Origin of the sequence: Streptomyces sp. NPDC001194 (assembly GCF_042896985.1) — a bacterium.
Lineage (GTDB): Bacteria > Actinomycetota > Actinomycetes > Streptomycetales > Streptomycetaceae > Streptomyces.
Genome location: NZ_JBIAXU010000001.1, coordinates 738,722 through 758,433, shown reverse-complemented (window position 1 = coordinate 758,433; position 19,712 = coordinate 738,722). Strand labels below are relative to the sequence as shown.

Sequence of the window (19,712 nt, the reverse complement as noted above, 5' to 3'; positions counted from 1 at the left end):
TTCAGGCACCCTTCTCGAAGATGAATCCCTTGTCGTTCGCGGAGACGACCGCACCCGAACCGGAGGGCACGGAGAGCTTCTTGTAGGCGATCAGGCCACCGCCGCCGACGAGCGCCACCCACAGCCACGGGCTGGACGTGATGCCGCCCGCGCCGTCGCCGGAGGGCTCCTGCTTCCCGGGGGCGGCGGCGCTCAGGCTGGTCGGGGCAGCGCACGCGGGGATCTTCGACACCTCGTACGAGGCGGCCTTGGCCACCGCCGCAGCCCTGACCTTCATGCACTCCTGGTAGACGGTCATCTCCCGCTCGTACAGGGTCTTGGCCGCGGCTTCGGCGGTCTGCGCGCGCTGCTTGTCGGCCTCCGCCTCCACCAGCGCATTCGCGGCGTTCTCCTTGGCCCGCGCCCGGTCCTGGGCGGCCTGTTCGCCCTGCATGCTGGTGACGGCCACGACCGTCCCGCACACCGCGAGGACGGCGATGGTGCCGCAGACGGCGAGGGCGGCGGTGTTGCGGCGGACCCCGCCGAGCTTGCCGATCGTGGCGGAGAACTTGGACGACGTGCTGGGTTTCTCCGGGGCTTCGGTGTTCATGCGGGTGAACTCCTCGTCCCAGTCGATTCCGGACATGGTGGTTCCCTCCTTCCAGTGCTTGGACGGTGCAGGTCAGACGCGGTCATCGGGTTCGGGGTAGGCGCACGGGGTGCACATGCCGAGCGAGGCCGGGATCACGTACCCGGCATCACGCCGACAGGTAGAGCACCAGCGGCGGGCCGCGTTGGCCTTCGCCAGGGCCACGGCCCGCCGCTCAGTCATGGGCCGGACGGGCCGGGCCCGGTCGATCCGGTACAGGTAGGCCACCAGCGGCCCGCGCCGCCGGCGGGGCCGCTCGACCTGCGCGGCGACGTCCTGGCCACCGGGCCGCAGGCCGAGGGCGCGGAGCTGTCGGCGGGTGGCGAGCCCGTCAGGGGCGAGCCTCCACGAATAGACGGGCAGGGTGCCCATCAGCGGGTGCGGTGGTAAGCGGCCCGGCAACTGGCGGCGTGGTCGTTGGCGTCCACGCGGGTTATGTAGAGCGGGTAGTCGGAGCGGGTCTCGCCGCATCCGTGGCAGGCCCAGCGTGCCCGGTCCTCGGTGCCCGTGACGTCGACGGTGGCGCCGAGCTGGTTGTGCATCCGGATCAGCAGGCTGTCCGGCTCGGCGGGGCTGGTGTTCGGGGAGAGCTTCACGACGTGGCTCCTTCCAGAACCGGGCGGGGGCCGGACGTGGTGAGTGCGCGGAGTTCCGTGTAGCGGGACTGGACCCAGCCGTTCGACCAGCCGGTCAGCTCCACCGCCGAGCGCACCGGAAGACGGGCCGCGAACGCGGCCTGCACGACCTGCCGGGCCTGGTCCTCGCTGAGCCTCTCGGCCGGCGGACCTGCGGCCAGCAATGCCGCGCGTTCACGCTCGGCCTGCTCGTGTTCACGAGCCTGCTGTTCGCGTTCACGCTCGACTCGGTCCCGGCGCTCCTTCTCCCGCCGCTCCGCAGCCTGGTGTTCAAGCTGTTCACGCTCGGCCTGCTGCTGTTCACGCTCGCGTTCACGGCGTTCACGCTCCGCCCGCTCCTCTGCCGCGGCAGCTTCCGCCCGGGCCGCCTCTTCGCGGCGGGCCCGGTCCTGGCGCTCGGCTTCCTCGCGGGCGAGGCGGGCTTCGTGTTCACGTTGTTCACGGGCGAGGGCCGCCGCGTGCTCGCGCTGTTCACGGGCCTCGCGCTGCCGGTTGGCCTCCCGCTCGTCCATGGCCTTGGCGGCAGCCTGGCGGCGGGCTTCCCGCTCCTCCTCCAGCGCCTTCACGGCCGCGGCAATGGCCCGCCGGTAGGCGAGACCTGCCTCCGCCGTGACGATCAGCAGGAGCGGCGCCACGGAGTGGATGGCGACGCCCACGGGGTCTTTGGCCAGGGCGGATGCGCCGATGTTCAGGGCCAGGGTCATGGCGCCGGTCATCCACCGCAGGGCGACCGGCCACGGCCCGCCCTGCCCGCCCAACCGGGCGAGAACAGAGTCGAGACGGACCACGATCACAACCGCGGCGTCCACGACGAGCGGGAGGATCGGGGCGGTCCACCGCCACGCGGACGGGGTGTGGGCGGCCATCAGCGGGGTCACGGTCAGGACGGAGTAGAGCACCGCCCCGCCCACGATCAGCCACGTCCCGACCGACAGAGCACGCTCGGATGAACGCACCGCAGCCATGTTCACGATGCCGCCTCCGCCCGTGAACGCCCGCCGTGCGGCAGGGAGAGCGGGGCGTAGGAGATGAGCCGCAGGCGGGCGCCGACGTAGTCCAGCTCCACCTTCCGCACCGCGGTCCGGTGATCGCTCTGAACGCTGTGGTGAACGCGTCCGGGGCTGATGTCCAGGGCCGCGCACCAGGCTTCGAAGCCCGGCACGTCGTTGTGGAAAGCGAGCTCCAGGCGGTCGGGGTAGACCGTGGTGATGTTCACGCACGGCGCGGACAGGTGCGGGTACTCGATCGCGAACAGGGCCAGGACCTCAAACGGGCCCCGCAAGTCTGCCAGGAGGGGGTGCGTCATGCGGCACCGCCCGGCAGGCTCGCGGCGATGGCCCGGTTGGTCAGCGACCGGCGGGCGGTGAGGACCTTACGGCGGGCCCGGCGGATCCGCCGCTCGTCCAACACCGACGGCGTACGGTCCAGCACGGTGATCTCCGCGTCCAGGAGATCGACCTCCGCCAGGATCAGCGGCAGCTCGAACTCAATCGCGTCCAGCTCCGCGTCCGACGGCTCCAGACCGTCGGACCACGGCGTAACAACGTTTTGAAGTGCAGCGATGGACTTCATGGGTCTTGCTCCTTCTGTAGAGGAACGGGACTCAGCAGCCCCCGGCGTTCGAGCGCCGGGGGCTGCACTGTGTTGCGGGTGGAGCGGATGTACTCGGCTCCCTGCAACCCCGCCCGTACAACGCCGAAGCGGCGGACAGGCGGAGGAGGCAGCCGACCGCAGCACAAGGCTGCGGCGGTAGATCGTTCGATGTCTCTTTCGGGGACGGACTGCCGGTCAGGAACAGCCCGCAATCCCCGTGGTAGGCAGAGACCTGCCATCCGGACTGACAAGGGACCGACCACCTCGCGGCGGACGGCTGTCCGGTATCCCTCCCCCCGTCCAACGCGGGGCTCCTGATCGTGCATGCACACCGAAGCTGAGCCCATTCGGGCCATCTGGTGCGCACCAGAAGCATTGCATCTGGTGCGCACCAGATGCAAGCCCTTGGTTCGTTCGGGGCTTGCCGGTGTGTTCCGGTGTGACTTCAGGAAACGGCTGAGACAGGGGGTGCCGGTAGCCAACAGGGGTTAACCTCAAGGGTGTTAACCCGCTCCCACCTGCGGCGATTTGGCTAGGTCTTCCCCAGGTGGCACGGCCATCGGAGGCGATGCACGTGGGCAAGGGATTACGAGCTGTTCGTACCGCGCGGGGATGGTCGCAGGAGCGGCTCATCTTCGAGATTGAGCGCTACGCGCGGCAGCACATGCTGAACATCGCATCGAGCGCGAGCCTGAAGACCTACGTGTCGGAGTGGGAGAACGGCCGACGAGCCATCACGGAGCGGTACGCCGTGATCCTTCGGCCGCTGCTCGGGGTGACGGACGTCGAGCTGGGCGGGGAGCCTGCTCGTTCACTCCCCCAACAAGCTGATGGCTACGAGGACCTGCTGAGCCGGATCGACTCGGCGCGGAGCGTCAGCGATTCCATGGTGGGCACCTTCATGGACCAGACCGAGCTACTGCGGACCATGGACCGGCAGATGGGTGCATCGGGCCTGGTGGACCAGATGAACGGCCACCTGACGGCAATGGAGGACGCGCTCACCTTCGCGGTCTTGCCAGGGACGCGCCGTCCCATCGCGACGGCCCTGGCGGGGGCTGCAACCCTGGCGGCCTGGCAAGCGTTGGACGCAGGTTCTGTGGAGCGCGCATGGCGGCACTACGAGCTGGCGAAGCGAGCCGCGCAGGACGCTGACGCGCCGCAGTACTTAGCCCACGCGATGGGGGAGCAAGCGTACGTCCTGGGTGATGCCGGCCGACCCGAGATGGCCGTGGAGCTCATCCGCGACGCGCAGCGCACCCACGCGGAGCGGCAATCGCCTCGCCTTCGAGCTTGGCTGAGCGCGGCCGAAGCTGAGCTTTGCGCCGCCGCTGGCATGCACGACGACGCTCGGCATGCGCTGGACCGTGCTGCGGCCGCTCTGCCGGAAGGTGCGCACACTCGTGACTCCGACATGCTGAGCATCTTCCTGAACGCGGACCACCTGGCGCGCTGGCGGGGGAACGTGCTGGCGCTCTTGGGTGACAGCTCAGCCATGGGTGACCTCTACGCGTCCCTCCAGACGACGGACCCCACGTTCGTCCGCGCTAAGGCAGGACTGCACAGCGACCTGACACAGGCCCACCTTGCCCGCGGCGAGTTCGACGAGGCCCGCTCGAACCTCCAGCAGGCGCGCCTGCTGGCGAACCGCACGGGGTCCGTGCGGCACCGCCGGCGTGTGGAGTTACTTACGGGGCGGCTGTAGCCCGCGATGCGAGGACGTGCAGCAGGGCGACTAGGGTTCCTGACCCCATGAGCTTCCCCTCGGCCATGAGTCGGGGGATGTCCGCCAAGGGCACCCAGGCGATCTGCCCGGCTTCCTCGATGTCTGTGGGTTCGCCTACCTTCACCGCGCCCCGTGCCAGGAAGATCTCGTGCGGCGAATCGACCATGCCGATCATGGGCTGGTACGTCACGACGTGCTCGACGTTCGTTGGACGCCAACCAGTCTCTTCCTCGGTTTCTCGCGCCGCTGTGGCCGCCGCATCCTCGCCTTCGTCCACGATCCCGCCGGGGAGTTCCCATCCCCACTGCTGAGGGACGAAGCGGTAGCGCCACATCATCAGCACGCGCTGTTGCTCATCGAGCACAGCCGTGATCGCCACGTGGTGCAGGCGCACTACGTGGTGCTCGAACCGCTCGACCCCGGGTGGCTCTACGTCGACGAGGTCGAGGTTCACCCAGCGGTTCTCGTAGACCGTCCTGCTGCCGTGGATGGTCCAGGGCTCCAGCTCCGCCGGCGTGGGTACGGTCTCGCCACCCACGACTCGGTACGAGCTCCGGTCGTAGGCCTTGATGAGCCGCTCGTTCGCCAGTCGTGCGAGTACCTGGCGGAGGGCGGTGCGGCCGATCTCCAGCTCAGCGCTCATGGTCCGCTCGGAGGGAAGTTTCTCGCCGGGGCCGTACTTGCCCGACTCGATCCAAGACCGGATCGTCTGGTAGACCCTCATCGACTTCGGTCCCATCCTCAGAGCACTCTCCCCGTTTGTCGGCTGGTACCAGCCAGGGTAATCGGGGGCCAGCTCGGGGGACTCGGTCATGCCTGTCTCTCTTCCCGTCTGATGTTGGGGCGCGAGCCCGGGGGCTTCCGGCGGTCGCCCCGGCGAAGGCCTGAATTGAAGAAAGTGAAGCGGAGGGGGCGGTGAGCCGTGTAGGCCCGCAGACCTATTCCCCGAACGCGCGGAGATGACGTCCTCGACGATGGCCAAATCTTCGAGGACGGCACTCTGTATCGTGCACGCGCGAGGGCTAAACGTCCTCAGGCTGAAATCATGCGACGCCTGAGAGAGGTTAGAGCCTGCCTCAAGATCGCGGAATCCATAGCATCTGTCCAGTGCACCAGCTCGATCGGACGCATCGTCTCCGTTTCCAGCTCATCCAACAGGACTTCAATCCGTCGAGACCACTCTCGGCTCGTGACGATCAGGACCCCATTTGCAGCTTCGCGGGGAGTGAATGCGGCGCGTTCGAGGTCTTCGCCCGTAAAACTACGAGCCCCGGCCTTTATGTGGACCGCTACTGATCCCTCTGGCGCGTCGATGAGTGCATCTACCCCGAAGTCTCCTGGACCGTCGACATGCTGCACTCTTGGGGTGAACTCGCGCAGGGCTTGCACAACCTTCCGCTCGTAAATATGCGGATTTATTGAACGGCGCGATACGAGATGCCACCTGGCTCGCTGGTCTTCTTCCGCGAGATTCTCCAGGGGTACGATTTCATTAACAGGCTCGCTGAGCAGACTCAACGAATCCTCGATGAGGCGCCTCGTGAGGCCTGTGTCGAGTTCATCCAGGCCTACCGCTGTGAAACGGCCAGTGCGAAGCACCGAAATTTCTTTATGGGGATCGGATGGGAACAGAATTGATGTATCCCATGTGGCAGTGAAAGGGGGGTCAATGCGGTGGCTGTACAGGTAGATCTCCCACTCCACCCTGACCCAATGCCAGAGGGAGTCCGCGATGCTCCGACACTCCACGGTTCCCATTGACTTTAGCCTAGCTCCCAAGCGCACGTCTTCGGGTATCTTCTTTGTCGGCCTCATGCCCCGTAGTGGAGCAAGCCGTCTCCATGCCTCGCGAGCCACAATTTCCAGAGATGTATTGCCTTCCAGGCGACTCTTGAGCGAGTCTGTGATGCCCTCTGCTGGGGTCACTTCCTCGGTGAGGTCGCGAAGAACCTCCTGAAGGCTTGGGAATTGCTTGATTCTGCTAGACTTTGCGCCCAAATCCACGTTGAGCGGGAATGGCCAGGTTTCCGGCTCGCCGAAATCTGATGTGTTGTTTGTGACAAAGGAAATCTGGGTTTTCGGATTTTGTTCCATGTAGTCGAGGATGGAGAACCAGACGGCTACATCGCGCCCACCGGACTTATTGTTCTTCTCCATCTTTGCGGGTCTCATGCATGCGGCTTCTCGTAGTACCGCGGCTCTGAGGGCAGATTCGTTAGTTGGGATTGCCCCGAAGACATCCGAGTACTGATCGCGCCAGTGATCTGCGAAGACTTCTTCCTTGAACTCGGGAATCGGGCCAGACAAGTTGGGTTCAAGGTTCGCAAGTTCCTCGTGGCGTTTGAGCATCAAGCCGAAGGCCCGCTGGTACTCGTAGAGCTTGTGTGCCGTTAGCTCTTCGAGTACGACCCAAGGGACTGTGATTTCGAGACCTGTTTTTCGTAGCATCCGGATCAGGTCGGCTTGACTGCCGTGCGGATCGAGATCATGCACGGCATTTGTGTCAAGAATGATCACATTGTCCATTTTGCCTCCGGCGCCGTTTCCGGCTGCGACTCCGCCCGCCCGATGGCGGGGGCGGGTTGGTGGTTCACCGCATGGTGGCAAGACCGAAGTGGGTTCCGGGGGCGTTTGTGCGTATCCGCTGGAACTGCTCGTGAAAGTGGCGTGCTGGGCTCGGCCCTGGGCTGATCGCAGCGCGCTCGGACGCAGCGTGGACGGGAGTTGCAGCTGCCAAACAACTTGGGGCCTACGTCGCAGGTCAGCGGAGTGTGAGGCAGGCAGGGTTGGCAGACTGTAAATCTGCCGGCTCAGCCTACCCAGGTTCGAACCCTGGCGCCGCCACGCGAGTGAGACCCCCGTTACTGCGGAAGCGCAGTGGCGGGGGTTTTCTCGTACGGGCCTCGCCCCGTCCGTATCGTCTGCGTCGCGTGTTCGTTCTCCGGACGTGAACTTCATTTCTGACACGCGCGGGAGGGTCGGCGGCGGCGTGCTCCTCGCCCTCCTCGGAGCCGGGATCCCGGCCCTCGTCGGCGCTGCCCTGCACAGCCACGTGGGCCAGCCCTACCAGGAGACCACCCTCTACTTCGGCACCGAGCGCCCCGGCGGCCGGGCTCCCGTCGCGGAGCAGGAGTTCATGGGCTTCCTGGACCGGGAGATCACCCCGGCCTTCCCCGAGGGACTCACCCTCCTGGACGGGCGCGGCCAGTGGCAGCGCGCAGGCAAGGTCATCCGCGAGACCTCGTACGAGGTGGTGCTCCTCTACCCGGAGAAGGAGGCCGAGGAGCGCAGCGCGCGCATCGAACGGATCCGGCAGGCCTACGAGGACCAGTACCAGCAGGACTCCGTCGGACGCTCCGACGACAAGGTGACCGCCGAGTTCTGAGGCCTCAGTTGCCCGCGACGGCCTTGACGGCCACCTCGACCGGGGTCGATCCCTCGACCAGTTCGAGCGTCAGACCGGCCGTCGCCGGGGTCTCGATCAGCTCCGCCAGCACGGCCGCCACGTCGTCCCGCGGCACCGCCCCGCGGCCCGTCCGCGCCTCCAGCCGCACCTGCCCGCTCCCGGGGTCGTCGGTCAGCGACCCGGGCCGCAGGACCGTCCACTCCAGGCCCAGCCGCGTCCGCACGTGGTCGTCCGCCTCGCCCTTCGCCCGCAGGTAGAAGTCGAAGACGTCGTCACCCTCGTGCTGCGCGTCCGCGCCCATCGAAGAGACCATCAGGAAGCGCCGTACCCGCGCCCGTTCGGCCGCGTCCGAGAACAGCACCGCCGCGCCCCGGTCCACGCTGTCCTTGCGCGCCACACCGCTGCCGGGGCCCGCGCCGGCCGCGAACACCGCGACGTCCGCGCCCTGCAGAATGCCCGCCACGTGCTCGACCGAAGCCGACTCCAGGTCGCAGAGCACCGGTTCGGCGCCCGCCTCCCGCAGGTCGTCGCCCTGCTCCGGGTCGCGGATGATGCCCGCGACCTCGTACCCGCGCGCGGCGAGCAGCTGCTCCAGCCGCAGGGCGATCTGACCGTGTCCACCCGCGATGACGATGCGCATGCCCCGACCGTACGACGAGCCGGGCGCCCCCGCCCGCGAAAGTGTCCGCCGCGGGACCGGCCGGCACTCAGGGCCCGGGCTCCACACGGCCCTGCCGGGGCAGGTCCAGGGCCACCGCGACCGCCGAGTCGCAGTACTCCCGTACGGCACTCGTCCGGGCTACCACCCGGCCGCGGTGGATCACGATCCGGCTGTACGCCAGGGACAGCACGCCCGCGATCCGGTCCCCCCGTACGGCCAGCAGCTCTGCCGGGAACCCGGCCTCCACCCGGACCTCCGGCAGGCCCATCGCCTCCCGGGCGGCGCCGCTGACGGACGCGTAGGCCTCCGGCGCCCGCAGTCCGCCCTGGGAGGCCAGCAGGAAGGCGGCCTCCAGCGGGTCGCCGCGGCCGACCGGGTTCCCCGCGTCCCGCAGCGCCCCGCTGCCGGCCGCGACCCTGACCCCGGCGGCGCGCAGCAGCCGTACGGGCGCGGTGCGCAGGCCGCGCCGCTCCAGGGCCGCGCAGTCGCCCTGGGGCAGGCAGGTCACCCGTACGCCGGCCGCGGCCAGCTGGTCGGCGGCCCGGTGCGCCACGTCCAGCGGGAGCCGTGACAGGCCCCCGCAGGGGCCGATCGTCACCCCCGGGCGCAGTCCGCCGGCCATCGCGGCGAGCCGGGCCAGCCGTCCGGGGTCGTCACCGTCCGTGTGCAGGTCCACGGGGCAGCCGTGCTCGGCGGCGAGTTCCAGGACGGCTTCGAGGAATCCCGTCGGGTCGGGGTCCAGGTCCGGGCAGCCGCCGATGACGGAGGCGCCCATCTTGACGGCGTCCCGCAGCATGGCGAACCCGTCGGCGCCGGCCATGCCCGTGAGGAGGCGGGGCACGGCGACGGTGGTCAGGTCGGTGAGCCCGCGCAGCGAGCGGCGGGCCTGGAGCACGGCCTCCATGGGGCCCAGGCCGTGCACGTCGCCGATCCGGACGTGGGAGCGCACGGCCGTGGCCCCGTGCCCGAGCTGGAGCAGCGCCGCCTCGGTGGCCCGGCGCTGCACCTCGTCGGGGGCGTACGAGACGGGCCCCTCGCCGTCGGCGGTCAGGGCGGTGTCCCCGTGGGCGTGCGGCTCGGCGGGGGCGGGCAGCAGCAGGTAGCCGGTGAGGTCGACCCGGGCGAGCGCGGGGGAGGGCAGGCTGCCCGCGGTGCCGACGGCCTGGATCCGGCCGCCGCCGAGCCGGACGTCGACCGTACGGCCGTCCGTGAGGCGGGCTCCGGCGAGCAGGAGGGTGGTGGACTCGGCGGAGGGCGCGTTCGCGCTGCCGGGCGGGCGCTGGGGCCCGTGGCCGCCGCCCTCACCACGGCCGCCCGGCGGGAAGGGGGACGGCTGCTGCGGCTGGCTGTCGGACATCGCGCTCCTGCGGTGGCTCGGGCGGTTCCTGGGCCGAGTGGCCGCGGCCCGCGGCCCAAGATCACGCAGCGTGCTCAGAGCCTAGGGCGCAGGGCTCCCCGCTTCGCGGAAGAGCGCAATAGTCGTACCGGTGTGGTGCCCGTGCGCCGCGGCGCACGGGTGCGCGCCCCGGCCGGGTGCGGATGCTTCCTCGGCGCGGGTACCGCTCCCGGCGGGAGTGACGGGCACGGAGTGCCCAGCGGGGCCGCTGGGAATGTGAGCCCGGCCACAATCTGCCCCGAAATGGGCCTCGGTGGGGGCGGAACCCTGATCGGGAAAGCCCCGGCAGCCCCCTCGGAGGCCAGGCGCCGCAAAGGATTTGGGCGATGGGCGGGCAACCGTGTAATGTCTTCATCGCTCGCCCCAATAGCTCAGTCGGTAGAGCGTCTCCATGGTAAGGAGAAGGTCTGCGGTTCGATTCCGCATTGGGGCTCTGGTGAGAGAGGTTCCCCACCCTCGGGTGGGGAGCTGATCACATCAAAGCGGCGTAGCTCAGTCGGTAGAGCAAGCGGCTCATAATCGCTGTGTCACCGGTTCAAGTCCGGTCGCCGCTACCCACAGTAGCCGATTGCGGGGTCGGTCTCCCGATCGGCTACTCTTTTATGCGTTCATCCGTCCCATAGTCCGTCAAGGAGCACTCACGTGGCTGCCACCGACGTCCGCCCGAAGATCACGCTGGCCTGCGTGGAGTGCAAGGAGCGGAACTACATCACCAAGAAGAACCGGCGTAACAACCCGGACCGCATGGAGATGAAGAAGCACTGCCCGCGCTGCAACTCGCACACCGCGCACCGCGAGACCCGCTGACCCCAGCGAGTCTCGAAATACAGGCACCGTCATGAGGTCGTCCCCTTCTTTGGGGGACGGCCTCGTGTCGTTTCCGTGATCGCCGGCCTGTGATCGTTTTCCTCATGTGACCGAGTTTTTCCAAAGCAGGAGGTAGGGAGCCATGGCGCTCGACCAGTCCTTCGTGGGGCGGAGCTACCCGCCCACCGATCCGTACGAGGTCGGCCGGGAGAAGATCCGCGAATTCGCGGTTGCGGTGGGAGACGCGAATCCCGTCTACACCGACCCCGATGCCGCCAAGGCGTTCGGTCACCTGGACGTGATCGCCCCGCCGACTTTCGTGTTCGCGATCACATTCGCGGCGGCGGGCCAGGTCGTGGAGGACCCGCAGCTGGGTCTGGACTACAGCCGCGTCGTGCACGGCGACCAGAAGTTCGCGTACTCGCGTCCCGTGCGGGCGGGTGACCGGCTGTCGGTGACCTCCACGATCGAGGCCGTGAAGTCGATGGCCGGCAACGACATCATCGACATCCGCGGCGAGGTCCACGACGAGACCGGCGAGCACGTGGTGACGGCGTGGACGAAGCTCGTCTCCCGCGCCCCCGAGGAGGCCTGAGATGACCGCCCAGATCAAGTACGCCGACGTCGAGGTCGGCACGGAGCTGCCGGCGGGCTCCTTCCCGGTGACGCGCGCCACGCTGGTGCGGTACGCGGGTGCCTCGGGTGACTTCAACCCGATCCACTGGAACGAGAAGTTCGCCAAGGAGGTCGGACTGCCGGACGTGATCGCGCACGGCATGTTCACGATGGCCGAGGCGATCCGCGTGGTCACCGACTGGGTCGGCGACCCGGGTGCGGTCGTCGAGTACGGGGTCCGCTTCACGAAGCCGGTCGTCGTCCCGAACGACGGGGCGGGCGCGCTGATCGAGGTCACGGCCAAGGTCGCGGCGAAGCTGGACGACAACCGCGTACGGGTGGACCTGACGGCGATGAGCGCGGGCCAGAAGGTCCTGGGCATGTCGCGCGCCCTGGTGACCCTGGCCTGAGCCCGGAGCACCCTGCCGGGCCCGGAGCGCCCTGCCGGGCCCGGAGCACCCTGCCGGGCCGGGCGCCGGGCGGGGATCCCGCCCGGCGCCCGCTCAGCGGGTGCCGATGCCGTGGGTGGTGCCCTGCGCGACGGCCCTGAGCTTGTCGGGGTTGGCGACGTTGTGGATGGCGGTGATGCGGCCGTCGGCGCCGAAGTCGAAGGTGACCGTGGCGACCACGCGGTCCGGTCCGCTGAACACCACGCCCGGGCCGCCGTTGATCTCGACCAGTTCGGCCTTCATGTCGGCGGGGGCGATGCCCTGGTAGGTGACCGTGCCGATGGCGGCGAACCAGGCGGCCACCGTCGGGGCGCCCACGACCGGACGCATGGCCTGGCGGACCTTGCCGCCGCCGTCGGTCCACAGGGTGACGTCCGGGGACAGCACCTCCATCAGGGCGTTGACGTCCCCGCCCGTCGCGGCGGCGAAGAACCGCTCGGTCACCTCGCGCCGGCGCGACCGGTCGGCGGTGAAGCGCGGCCGACGGGCCCGTACGTGCTCGCGGGCCCGGTGCGCGGCCTGCCGCACCGCCGCCTCGGAACGCTCCAGGGCCTGCGCGATCTCCGCGTGGCTGAAGTCGAAGACCTCCTTCAGCACGAACACCGCACGCTCCAGCGGACTGAGCGTCTCCAGTACGACGAGCACGGCCATCGACACCGACTCGGCGTCCAGGACGGTCTCGGCGGTGTCGCCCGTGGTGAGGATGGGCTCGGGCAGCCACGGGCCGACGTAGGTCTCGCGCTGGTACCGGGCGGACCGCAGCCGTCCCAGTGCCACGTTCGACACGATCCGCGTCAGGTACGCCTTGGGCTCGGCCACCTGCGAGCGGTCGGCGGCCGACCACTTGATCCACGCGTCCTGGACCGCGTCCTCCGCGTCGGCCGCGGTGCCCAGGATGCGGTAGGCCACCGAGAAGAGCAGGTTCCGGTGCCGGTGGAACACCTGCTGGTCGAGGTCGGCGGACGGGCCCGTCATCGGCCCGCCCCGTTCCGGGTGAAGCGGCCGCCGCGCGGCCACACGGCCCCCGAGGCGGGCATCTTCTTCATGCGGCCGTACGTCGGCCAGGGTGCGGCCGTCACCGCCTCCTTGTACCGGGCCGCCACGCGGCCGGTCAGGTACGCGCGCCGCGGGCTGTCGTCGGGGCGGGTGAACTGCACCACCGCATCACCCCGCCCCAGGCTGACCGGCGTGTGGTAGTAGCCGAAGCGGAACGGCCGGGGCTGCTTGCCCCGCAGCGTGCGGACGATCGACACCGCGGCGTGCACACCCGTCGGCATGCCGCCCTGGCAGGTGCCGTGCATGACGCCGTAGCCCTGGCGGATCGCGGCCGCGTCCCCCACGGCGTACACCTCCGGGTGCGACACCGACCGCAGCGCGGCATCGGTGACGACGCGACCGCGCTCGTCGACGGCCAGCCCGGCGGCGGCCGCCAGCGGCGACACCCGCGTACCGCTGGTCCACAGGACGGCGTCGGCGGGGAGGCTCTCGCCCCCGGCCAGCTCGACGCCGTCGGGCAGCACCTTCACCACCTCGGCCCCGCTGCGCACCACCACGCCCAGGCGGTCGAGTGCGGCCCGCAGGTACGCCCCGGCCTTCGGGGTCATGGCGGCGCCGGGTTCCTGCCGGCCCAGGAGGACGACGTTCAGCCGCGGGTAGCGCTCGGCGATCTCCGCGGCGGACTCGACGCCGGTCAGCCCGCTGCCGCCGACGACCACGGTGCCGCTGCCGAGCCGCCCCAGCCGGTCGGCCAGCACCCCGGCGTCCTCGGCGCTGTTGAGGGTGTGGGCGTGCTCCTCGGCACCCGGCACCGCCGACAGGTCGGCCGCACTGCCCAGCCCGTACACCAGCGTGTCGTAGTGCAGGACCCGGTCGTCGTCGATGCGGACCGTTCGCGCGTCCGCGTCCACCGCCGTCACCCAGCCGCGGACGAACCGCGCGCCCGTGCCCTCCAGGAGTTCCGGGATGCTCAGACCGGCGACCTCCTGCCCGGTGGCCGTCATGTGCAGCCGCAGCCGCTCGGTGAACCGTTCCTGCGCGTTCACCAGGGTCACCTGCACGTCCCGGCGTCGTCCCAGCCGGGCGCCGAGCTGGACGGCCGCGGACATCCCCGCGTATCCCGCCCCCAGGACCAGGACCCGGTGGGTGGTGGCCGTGCCGTCGGCTCCGTCTCGTGCGCTCATCGCTCCGCCTTCCTCCACTCGCTGTTGACGATCATCAGATGCAAGCTGCCGCCCGGTTCGTGACACGGGTCCGGTGTGACGCGCGACACGGTGGAAGCCTCCGGGTCGGCCGGGGAGCGGCAGGGTTGACTTGGTTAGTGATTGAGCACTAACTTTGAATCATGGCAAGGATGAGTGCGGAAGAGCGGCGCGAGAGCGTCATCCGTGCGGCGATGCACGAGTTCGCCCGCGGCGGCTACCACGGGACGTCCACCGAGGCGATCGCCAAGCGGGTGGGTGTCTCGCAGCCGTACCTGTTCCGGCTCTTCCCCAACAAGCCGGCCATGTTCCTCGCCGCGGCCCAGCGGTGCCTGCGGGAGACCCGCGAGGTGTTCGCCGCGGCCACCGAGGGTCTGGAGGGCGAAGAGGCCACGCAGGCCATGGCGAACGCGTACGCCCGTCTCATCACCGAGGATCCGGACAAGCTCCGCATGCAGCTCCAGATGTACGTCGCCGTCGGGGCCGCCGAAGCGGCCGGGGACCACGAGCTCGGCGAGCTCGTCCGCAAGGGCTGGATGGAGCTCTGGGACGCCGTCCACGGACCCCTCGGCGGGGACGTGAAGGAGACCACGGCCTTCATGGCCTTCGGGATGCTGATCAACAACCTGGCCGCCATGGGCTTCCCGCCCGGGCACCGGGTCTGGGAGGGGCTGTACCCCTCCGCCCGCGTCGGCGGAGAGACCCATCCGGGGCGATGAGCCCCGGGTGGTCCGCCCGCGCGCCCGTCCCGCGCACCTGTCCCGCCCGCCGCACTTTCATGGCCGCGAAAGTTAGTCAGCAATAACTAACAAGCTGTCCTCGTCATCAGGGGGAATCGTGAACGGCAAGCACGACACGCACGACACGCACGACACCGCGCTCCGCGGACCCGCCATCTGGGCGCTCGTCCTCACCTCCGTCGCCGGGTTCATGGCCGCCCTCGACAACCTCGTCGTCACCACCGCCCTCCCCGCCATCCGCAAGGACCTCGGCGGCGCGCTCGAGGACCTGGAGTGGACGGTGAACGCGTACACGCTCACCTTCGCCGTCCTGCTCCTGTTCGGCGCGGCCCTCGGCGACCGCTTCGGACGGCGCCGGCTCTTCATGGGCGGCCTCGCGATATTCACCGCGGCCTCCGCCTTCGCGGCCCTCTCGCCCGGCATCGACGAGCTCATCGCCGCCCGCGCCGTCCAGGGCGTCGGCGCCGCCGTCATGATGCCGCTCACCCTCACCCTGCTCACCGCCGCCGTCCCGGCCGCCCGCCGCGGCATGGCCCTCGGGATCTTCAGCGCCGTCAGCGGCCTCGCCGTCGCCAGCGGCCCGCTCGTCGGCGGCACCCTCACCGAGCACATCTCCTGGCAGTGGATCTTCTGGCTGAACGTCCCGATCGGACTGGCCCTGATCCCGCTCGCCCGCCTCAAGCTGGCGGAGTCCACCGCCCCGAACTCCCGTCTCGACGCACCCGGAACGCTCCTGATCAGCGGCGGCCTCTTCGGCATCGTCTACGCCCTCGTCAACGCCAACGCCCACGGCTGGACCAGCGCCCCCGTGCTCACCGGCCTGATCGCCGGCGCCGCGCTCGTCGGTGCGTTCGTCGTCCACGGCTTCCGCAGCGCGAACCCCATGCTGCCCATGCGCCTCTTCCTGAACCGCGGCTTCTTCGGGATCAACCTGGCCAGCCTCCTGATGTACCTGGGCATGTTCGGCTCGATCTTCCTGCTCAGCCAGTTCCTCCAGGGCGTCGCCGGCTACTCGCCCACCCAGGCCGGCGTGCGGATGCTTCCCTGGACCGCCATGCCGCTGGTCGTCGCCCCGATCGCGGGCATCCTCTCCGACCGGATCGGCGGCCGGCCCGTCGTCGCCGTCGGGCTCGCGCTGCAGGCCCTCGGCCTCGGCTGGTTCGCGGCGGTCCTGAGCACCGACGTCTCGTACGCCGCCCAGCTCCCGGCGCTGATCGTCAGCGGCATCGGCATGGGCCTCTACTTCGCCCCCGCCTCCAACATCCTGATGTCCACCGTGTCCCCCGCCGACCAGGGCAAGGCCTCCGGCGCCAACAACGCCCTGCGCGAGGTGGGCGGCGCCCTCGGCGTCGCGGTCCTGGCCTCGGTCTTCTCGGCCCAGGGCGGCTACGAGTCCCCGCAGGCCTTCACCGACGGGACCGTGCCCGCGCTGTGGATCGGCGCCGCCGCGGTGGCCGTGGCAGCGGCCTTCGCCCTCCTGGTCCCGGGCAAGCGGAACCAGACGCCCCCCGTACCGGCCACCGCCGGCCACACCCCCGAGACCGGACACGCGACCGCCTCCAAGGTCCCCGCGGCCGGCTGACAGCCCCGACAGCCCCGACAGCCCCGGAAAGGAACGCACGCGATGCCCGACGTCCCCTGGTCCACGCCCACTCCGCCCGCTCCCGACGCCGAGGTCCACGTCATGGCCTCCCGCTTCGAGACCCGGACCCTCGCCGGCGCCTTCCGGTTCTTCCTGAAGTCGCCCGGCATCATCCTCCAGATCCGCAAGGCCCCCGGCGCCCACGGCGCGGCCCTCCGAGCCCGCCCCTTCGGCCGGACCTTCCTCACCCTCTCCGCCTGGCAGGACCGCGACGCGCTCCACCGCTTCGCCCGAAGCGAGCCGCACCGCTCCAGCTCCCGGGCCGCCGCCGCGTTCATGCGGGAATCGGTCTTCACCTTCTGGACCGCCCCGGCCTCCGCCCTCCCGGTCACCTGGGCCGAAGCGGAGCAGCGGCTCGCCGAGGAGGCCGCACGCTCGTGACGTACGGTCCGTGCCCCGCAGGGATGCGAGGGGTACGGACCGTACTCTTGTCCACGTGCAGGAACTCCACGACGCCCCCCTCGCCCCCCTGACCACCTTCCGCCTCGGTGGCCCCGCCACGCGTCTGGTCACCGCGACCACCGACGCCGAGGTGGTCGACGCCGTCCGCGCCGCGGACGAGAGCGGCACCCCGCTCCTCGTCATCGGCGGCGGCAGCAACCTGGTCATCGGCGACCGCGGCTTCGAGGGCACCGCCCTGCGCATCGCGACCACCGGCTTCCACCTGGACGGGACGCGGCTGGAGCTCGCCGCCGGCGAGAACTGGAGCGACGCCGTCGCCCGCAGCGTCGAGGCGGGCCTGGCCGGCATCGAATGCCTCGCCGGAATCCCCGGCTCCGCCGGTGCCACCCCGATCCAGAACGTCGGGGCGTACGGCCAGGAGGTCTGCGACACGATCACCGAGGTCGTCGCGTACGACCGCACCAGCGGCGAGACGGTGACGCTCACCGCCGCCGAGTGCGCCTTCCGCTACCGCAACAGCACCTTCAAGGACCAGCCCGACCGCTACGTCGTCCTGCGCGTGCGCTTCGCCCTGGAGGACGCGGGCGGCCTGTCCGCGCCGGTCAAGTACCCCGAGACCGCCCGCGCCCTCGGCGTCGAGGCCGGCGACCGGGTCCCGGCCGCCACCGCCCGCGAGACCGTACTGCGGCTGCGCGCCGGCAAGGGCATGGTCCTCGACCCCGCCGACCACGACACGTGGTCCGCGGGCTCCTTCTTCCACAACCCGATCCTGACCGACGAGGCGTACGCCGCCTTCCTCACCCGCGTCCAGGACCGGCTCGGCCCCGAGACCGCCCCGCCCGCCTACCCCGCCGGGGACGGCCGGACGAAGACCAGCGCGGCCTGGCTGATCGACAAGGCCGGCTTCACCAAGGGCTACGGCACCGGCCCGGCCCGGATCTCCACCAAGCACACCCTCGCGCTGACCAACCGCGGCGAGGCCACCACCGAGGACCTCCTCGCCCTGGCCCGCGAGGTCGTCGCGGGCGTCCACGCGGCCTTCGGCGTCACCCTGGTCAACGAGCCGGTGACGGTCGGCGTCAGCATCTGAGGAGTCCCGGCCGCCATGCTCTGTCCACTGCACGGGGCCGGTACGGACCCCACCCGCCTGGTGGGGCGCACGATCAGCAGGATCGTCGCGTCCTGGCACGTCTACGAGGGCGAGCGCTCCGAAGCGCCGCTCGACGTCTGGCTGATCGACAGCGAGGGCGATTCCACCAGGATCAGCACCGGGTCCGACTGGTGCCTCATCGTCGAATCCGCCGCACCGCACGAGCCGTACGACATGGGGGAGTGGGGCCGGATCGAGGTCGGCGAGGACCTCGGCGACCACCCCTTCCTGCGCCACCTCGGGGACACGGTGGCCACCGTGGCCGAGTTCGCGGCGCCGGAGACCGGGCGCACCCAGCTGGAGATCGGCTTCCCCGACGGCGACCGGGTACGGGCCGACTGCTGGGAGGGCGACCTGCGGCTGACGCGCTGAGTCCGGGACGGGCGCCTCGGACCGCCCGGCCTCAGCTCGCCAGCCAGTGGTCGATCCCGGCCAGCAGCTTGTCCTGTACGTCCTGCGGAGCGGCGCTGCCGCGCACCGACTGCCGGGCCAGCTCCGCGAGCTCCGCGTCCGTGAAGGCGTGGTGGCGGCGGGCGATCTCGTACTGCGCCGCCAGGCGGGACCCGAACAGCAGCGGGTCGTCCGCGCCGAGCGCCATCGGCACCCCGGCCTCGAACAGGGTGCGCAGCGGGACGTCCTCGGGCCGCTCGTAGACGCCGAGGGCCACGTTCGACGTCGGGCAGACCTCGCAGGTGATCTGCCGGTCCGCGAGCCGCTTCAGCAGCCGGGGGTCCTCGGCGGCCCGCACGCCGTGACCGATGCGCGAGGCGTGCAGATCGTCCAGGCAGTCGCGGACGGAGGCGGGGCCGGTGAGCTCGCCGCCGTGCGGGGCCGCGAGCAGGCCGCCCTCGCGGGCGATGGCGAAGGCCCGGTCGAAATCCCGGGCCATGCCGCGGCGCTCGTCGTTGGAGAGCCCGAAGCCGACGATGCCGCGGTCGGCGTAGCGGACGGCGAGCCGGGCCAGGGTGCGGGCGTCGAGCGGGTGCTTCATGCGGTTGGCGGCGATGAGCACCCGCATGCCGAGGCCGGTCTCGCGGGAGGCCGCCTCGACGGCGTCCAGGATGATCTCGACGGCCGGGATCATGCCGCCGAGCAGGGGGGCGTAGGAGGTGGGATCCACCTGGATCTCCAGCCACCCGCTGCCGTCCCGTACGTCCTCCTCGGCGGCCTCGCGGACCAGCCGGCGGATGTCCTCGGGCTCGCGCAGACAGGAGCGGGCGGCGTCGTACAGCCGCTGGAAGCGGAACCAGCCGCGCTCGTCGGTGGCGCGGAGCTTGGGCGGCTCGCCGGCGGTCAGCGCGTCGGGGAGGCGCACGCCGTACTTGTCGGCGAGCTCCAGGAGGGTCGAGGGGCGCATCGACCCGGTGAAGTGCAGGTGGAGGTGGGCTTTCGGCAGAAGCGTGAGATCGCGTACGTGCTCCATCCGGTGATCCTGCCCCACATGTCACCCGTTCGGCAGCCCGATTCCCTGAACGGGACCTTGCCCGAACGTAAAAACGGGGTCGGCGGGCGGCGCGGCCCGGAGCCCGAACGGCGGTGGGGGGGGGGCCCCGCCGGGGCCCCCCCCCCCCCCCCCCCCGCGCAAACTGTGCACGAAACAGGCCCGAAAACAAACACTGGCGACATACGGACCGATCCAACAACCCAAAAGACACACCGCAACA

At 70.4% G+C, this 19,712-nt stretch carries 23 protein-coding genes and 3 tRNA genes; 13 read left to right on the top strand and 13 right to left on the bottom strand.

The genetic code is table 11. The features are described 5' to 3' along the window. Position 1: 1 nt before the first annotated feature. The 6 genes from ACFY1T_RS03640 to ACFY1T_RS03615 are packed head-to-tail and all read right to left on the bottom strand — an operon-like array spanning position 2 to position 2,835. Positions 2-625 (bottom strand): hypothetical protein, encoded by a 624-nt coding sequence (locus ACFY1T_RS03640; RefSeq protein WP_390786771.1) that lies wholly within the window; start codon positions 623-625, stop codon positions 2-4. A 36-nt stretch (positions 626-661) separates the two neighbouring features. Continuing rightward, on the bottom strand, positions 662-1,000 hold the full coding sequence (locus ACFY1T_RS03635; protein WP_390786770.1) for an RRQRL motif-containing zinc-binding protein: 339 nt from the start codon (positions 998-1,000) through the stop codon (positions 662-664). Continuing rightward, positions 1,000-1,224 carry a hypothetical protein gene (locus tag ACFY1T_RS03630; RefSeq protein WP_390786769.1) on the bottom strand — a complete coding sequence of 75 codons (225 nt, stop codon included), beginning with the start codon at positions 1,222-1,224 and terminating at the stop codon, positions 1,000-1,002. Before ACFY1T_RS03630 ends, ACFY1T_RS03635 begins: the two co-directional genes overlap by 1 nt. After that, positions 1,221-2,234 (bottom strand): DUF2637 domain-containing protein, encoded by a 1,014-nt coding sequence (locus tag ACFY1T_RS03625; protein WP_390786768.1) that lies wholly within the window; start codon positions 2,232-2,234, stop codon positions 1,221-1,223. Before ACFY1T_RS03625 ends, ACFY1T_RS03630 begins: the two co-directional genes overlap by 4 nt. Then, positions 2,231-2,545 carry a hypothetical protein gene (locus ACFY1T_RS03620; protein ID WP_390786767.1) on the bottom strand — a complete coding sequence of 105 codons (315 nt, stop codon included), beginning with the start codon at positions 2,543-2,545 and terminating at the stop codon, positions 2,231-2,233. The genes ACFY1T_RS03625 and ACFY1T_RS03620 overlap by 4 nt, the downstream gene beginning before the upstream one ends. A gap of 20 nt (positions 2,546-2,565) precedes the next feature. Then, positions 2,566-2,835, bottom strand: a complete 270-nt coding sequence (locus tag ACFY1T_RS03615; protein WP_390786766.1) for a DUF6284 family protein — start codon at positions 2,833-2,835, stop codon at positions 2,566-2,568. A 595-nt stretch (positions 2,836-3,430) separates the two neighbouring features. Here ACFY1T_RS03615 and ACFY1T_RS03610 point away from each other — a divergent pair. Further along, on the top strand, positions 3,431-4,561 hold the full coding sequence (locus ACFY1T_RS03610; protein WP_390786960.1) for a helix-turn-helix domain-containing protein: 1,131 nt from the start codon (positions 3,431-3,433) through the stop codon (positions 4,559-4,561). Here ACFY1T_RS03610 and ACFY1T_RS03605 read toward each other — a convergent pair. Both ACFY1T_RS03605 and ACFY1T_RS03600 read right to left on the bottom strand, forming a co-directional pair. Next, on the bottom strand, positions 4,545-5,321 hold the full coding sequence (locus ACFY1T_RS03605) for an NUDIX domain-containing protein (RefSeq protein ID WP_390786959.1): 777 nt from the start codon (positions 5,319-5,321) through the stop codon (positions 4,545-4,547). The genes ACFY1T_RS03610 and ACFY1T_RS03605 overlap by 17 nt on opposite strands. A gap of 293 nt (positions 5,322-5,614) precedes the next feature. After that, a complete protein-coding gene (locus tag ACFY1T_RS03600; protein WP_390786765.1) occupies positions 5,615-7,108 on the bottom strand; it encodes a PIN domain-containing protein in 1,494 nt (497 codons plus the stop codon). Positions 7,109-7,357: 249 nt separating this feature from the next. Between ACFY1T_RS03600 and ACFY1T_RS03595 the strand changes: the two genes are divergently transcribed. Together ACFY1T_RS03595 and ACFY1T_RS03590 are read left to right on the top strand one after the other, a co-directional pair. Further along, positions 7,358-7,426: transfer RNA gene (locus ACFY1T_RS03595), tRNA-OTHER, on the top strand. Positions 7,427-7,529: 103 nt separating this feature from the next. Continuing rightward, positions 7,530-7,967 (top strand): DUF3574 domain-containing protein, encoded by a 438-nt coding sequence (locus ACFY1T_RS03590; protein ID WP_390786764.1) that lies wholly within the window; start codon positions 7,530-7,532, stop codon positions 7,965-7,967. Between the two features lie 4 nt (positions 7,968-7,971). Here the strand turns inward: ACFY1T_RS03590 and ACFY1T_RS03585 are convergent, their stop codons facing one another. After that, complete coding sequence (locus ACFY1T_RS03585) at positions 7,972-8,628, bottom strand: SDR family oxidoreductase (protein WP_390786763.1); 657 nt, start codon at positions 8,626-8,628, stop codon at positions 7,972-7,974. Positions 8,629-8,695: 67 nt separating this feature from the next. Continuing rightward, positions 8,696-10,006, bottom strand: coding sequence for an amidohydrolase family protein (locus tag ACFY1T_RS03580; protein ID WP_390786762.1), 1,311 nt, complete (start codon positions 10,004-10,006; stop codon positions 8,696-8,698). 399 nt (positions 10,007-10,405) lie between these two features. Between ACFY1T_RS03580 and ACFY1T_RS03575 the strand changes: the two genes are divergently transcribed. The 5 genes from ACFY1T_RS03575 (at position 10,406) to ACFY1T_RS03555 (ending at position 11,877) form a co-directional block, all read left to right on the top strand. Next, positions 10,406-10,478, top strand: a tRNA-Thr gene (locus tag ACFY1T_RS03575). 48 nt (positions 10,479-10,526) lie between these two features. After that, positions 10,527-10,599 (top strand) — tRNA-Met (locus ACFY1T_RS03570). Between the two features lie 88 nt (positions 10,600-10,687). Further along, positions 10,688-10,852, top strand: a complete 165-nt coding sequence (rpmG, locus tag ACFY1T_RS03565; protein ID WP_007265873.1) for a 50S ribosomal protein L33 — start codon at positions 10,688-10,690, stop codon at positions 10,850-10,852. A gap of 142 nt (positions 10,853-10,994) precedes the next feature. Further along, on the top strand, positions 10,995-11,447 hold the full coding sequence (locus tag ACFY1T_RS03560; protein WP_030870124.1) for a MaoC family dehydratase N-terminal domain-containing protein: 453 nt from the start codon (positions 10,995-10,997) through the stop codon (positions 11,445-11,447). Position 11,448: 1 nt separating this feature from the next. Next, positions 11,449-11,877, top strand: a complete 429-nt coding sequence (locus tag ACFY1T_RS03555; RefSeq protein WP_390786761.1) for a MaoC family dehydratase — start codon at positions 11,449-11,451, stop codon at positions 11,875-11,877. A 93-nt stretch (positions 11,878-11,970) separates the two neighbouring features. On the opposite strand, the gene ACFY1T_RS03550 is transcribed toward ACFY1T_RS03555, so the two are convergent. Both ACFY1T_RS03550 and ACFY1T_RS03545 read right to left on the bottom strand, forming a co-directional pair. Further along, positions 11,971-12,891, bottom strand: a complete 921-nt coding sequence (locus ACFY1T_RS03550; protein WP_390786760.1) for an RNA polymerase sigma-70 factor — start codon at positions 12,889-12,891, stop codon at positions 11,971-11,973. Continuing rightward, entirely contained in the window at positions 12,888-14,096 is a 1,209-nt protein-coding gene (locus tag ACFY1T_RS03545) for an NAD(P)/FAD-dependent oxidoreductase (RefSeq protein ID WP_390786759.1), read from the bottom strand. Before ACFY1T_RS03545 ends, ACFY1T_RS03550 begins: the two co-directional genes overlap by 4 nt. Positions 14,097-14,257: 161 nt before the next feature. Here ACFY1T_RS03545 and ACFY1T_RS03540 point away from each other — a divergent pair, with 161 nt between their 5' ends. From ACFY1T_RS03540 to ACFY1T_RS03520, 5 genes are all read left to right on the top strand, one after another. Then, on the top strand, positions 14,258-14,833 hold the full coding sequence (locus ACFY1T_RS03540) for a TetR/AcrR family transcriptional regulator (RefSeq protein ID WP_390786758.1): 576 nt from the start codon (positions 14,258-14,260) through the stop codon (positions 14,831-14,833). A gap of 118 nt (positions 14,834-14,951) precedes the next feature. Further along, complete coding sequence (locus ACFY1T_RS03535) at positions 14,952-16,436, top strand: DHA2 family efflux MFS transporter permease subunit (protein WP_390786757.1); 1,485 nt, start codon at positions 14,952-14,954, stop codon at positions 16,434-16,436. Between the two features lie 42 nt (positions 16,437-16,478). Then, the gene (locus ACFY1T_RS03530) at positions 16,479-16,877 is read left to right on the top strand and encodes a DUF3291 domain-containing protein (protein ID WP_390786756.1); all 399 of its coding nucleotides are present in this window, start codon (positions 16,479-16,481) and stop codon (positions 16,875-16,877) included. A 10-nt stretch (positions 16,878-16,887) separates the two neighbouring features. Beyond that, on the top strand, positions 16,888-17,988 hold the full coding sequence (locus ACFY1T_RS03525; protein WP_390786755.1) for a UDP-N-acetylmuramate dehydrogenase: 1,101 nt from the start codon (positions 16,888-16,890) through the stop codon (positions 17,986-17,988). Positions 17,989-18,003: 15 nt separating this feature from the next. Further along, positions 18,004-18,420, top strand: coding sequence for a hypothetical protein (locus tag ACFY1T_RS03520; RefSeq protein WP_030870146.1), 417 nt, complete (start codon positions 18,004-18,006; stop codon positions 18,418-18,420). Between the two features lie 31 nt (positions 18,421-18,451). Here ACFY1T_RS03520 and ACFY1T_RS03515 read toward each other — a convergent pair whose 3' ends face one another. Continuing rightward, positions 18,452-19,471 (bottom strand): adenosine deaminase, encoded by a 1,020-nt coding sequence (locus ACFY1T_RS03515; protein ID WP_390786754.1) that lies wholly within the window; start codon positions 19,469-19,471, stop codon positions 18,452-18,454. Between the last annotated feature and the right edge of the window lie 241 nt (positions 19,472-19,712).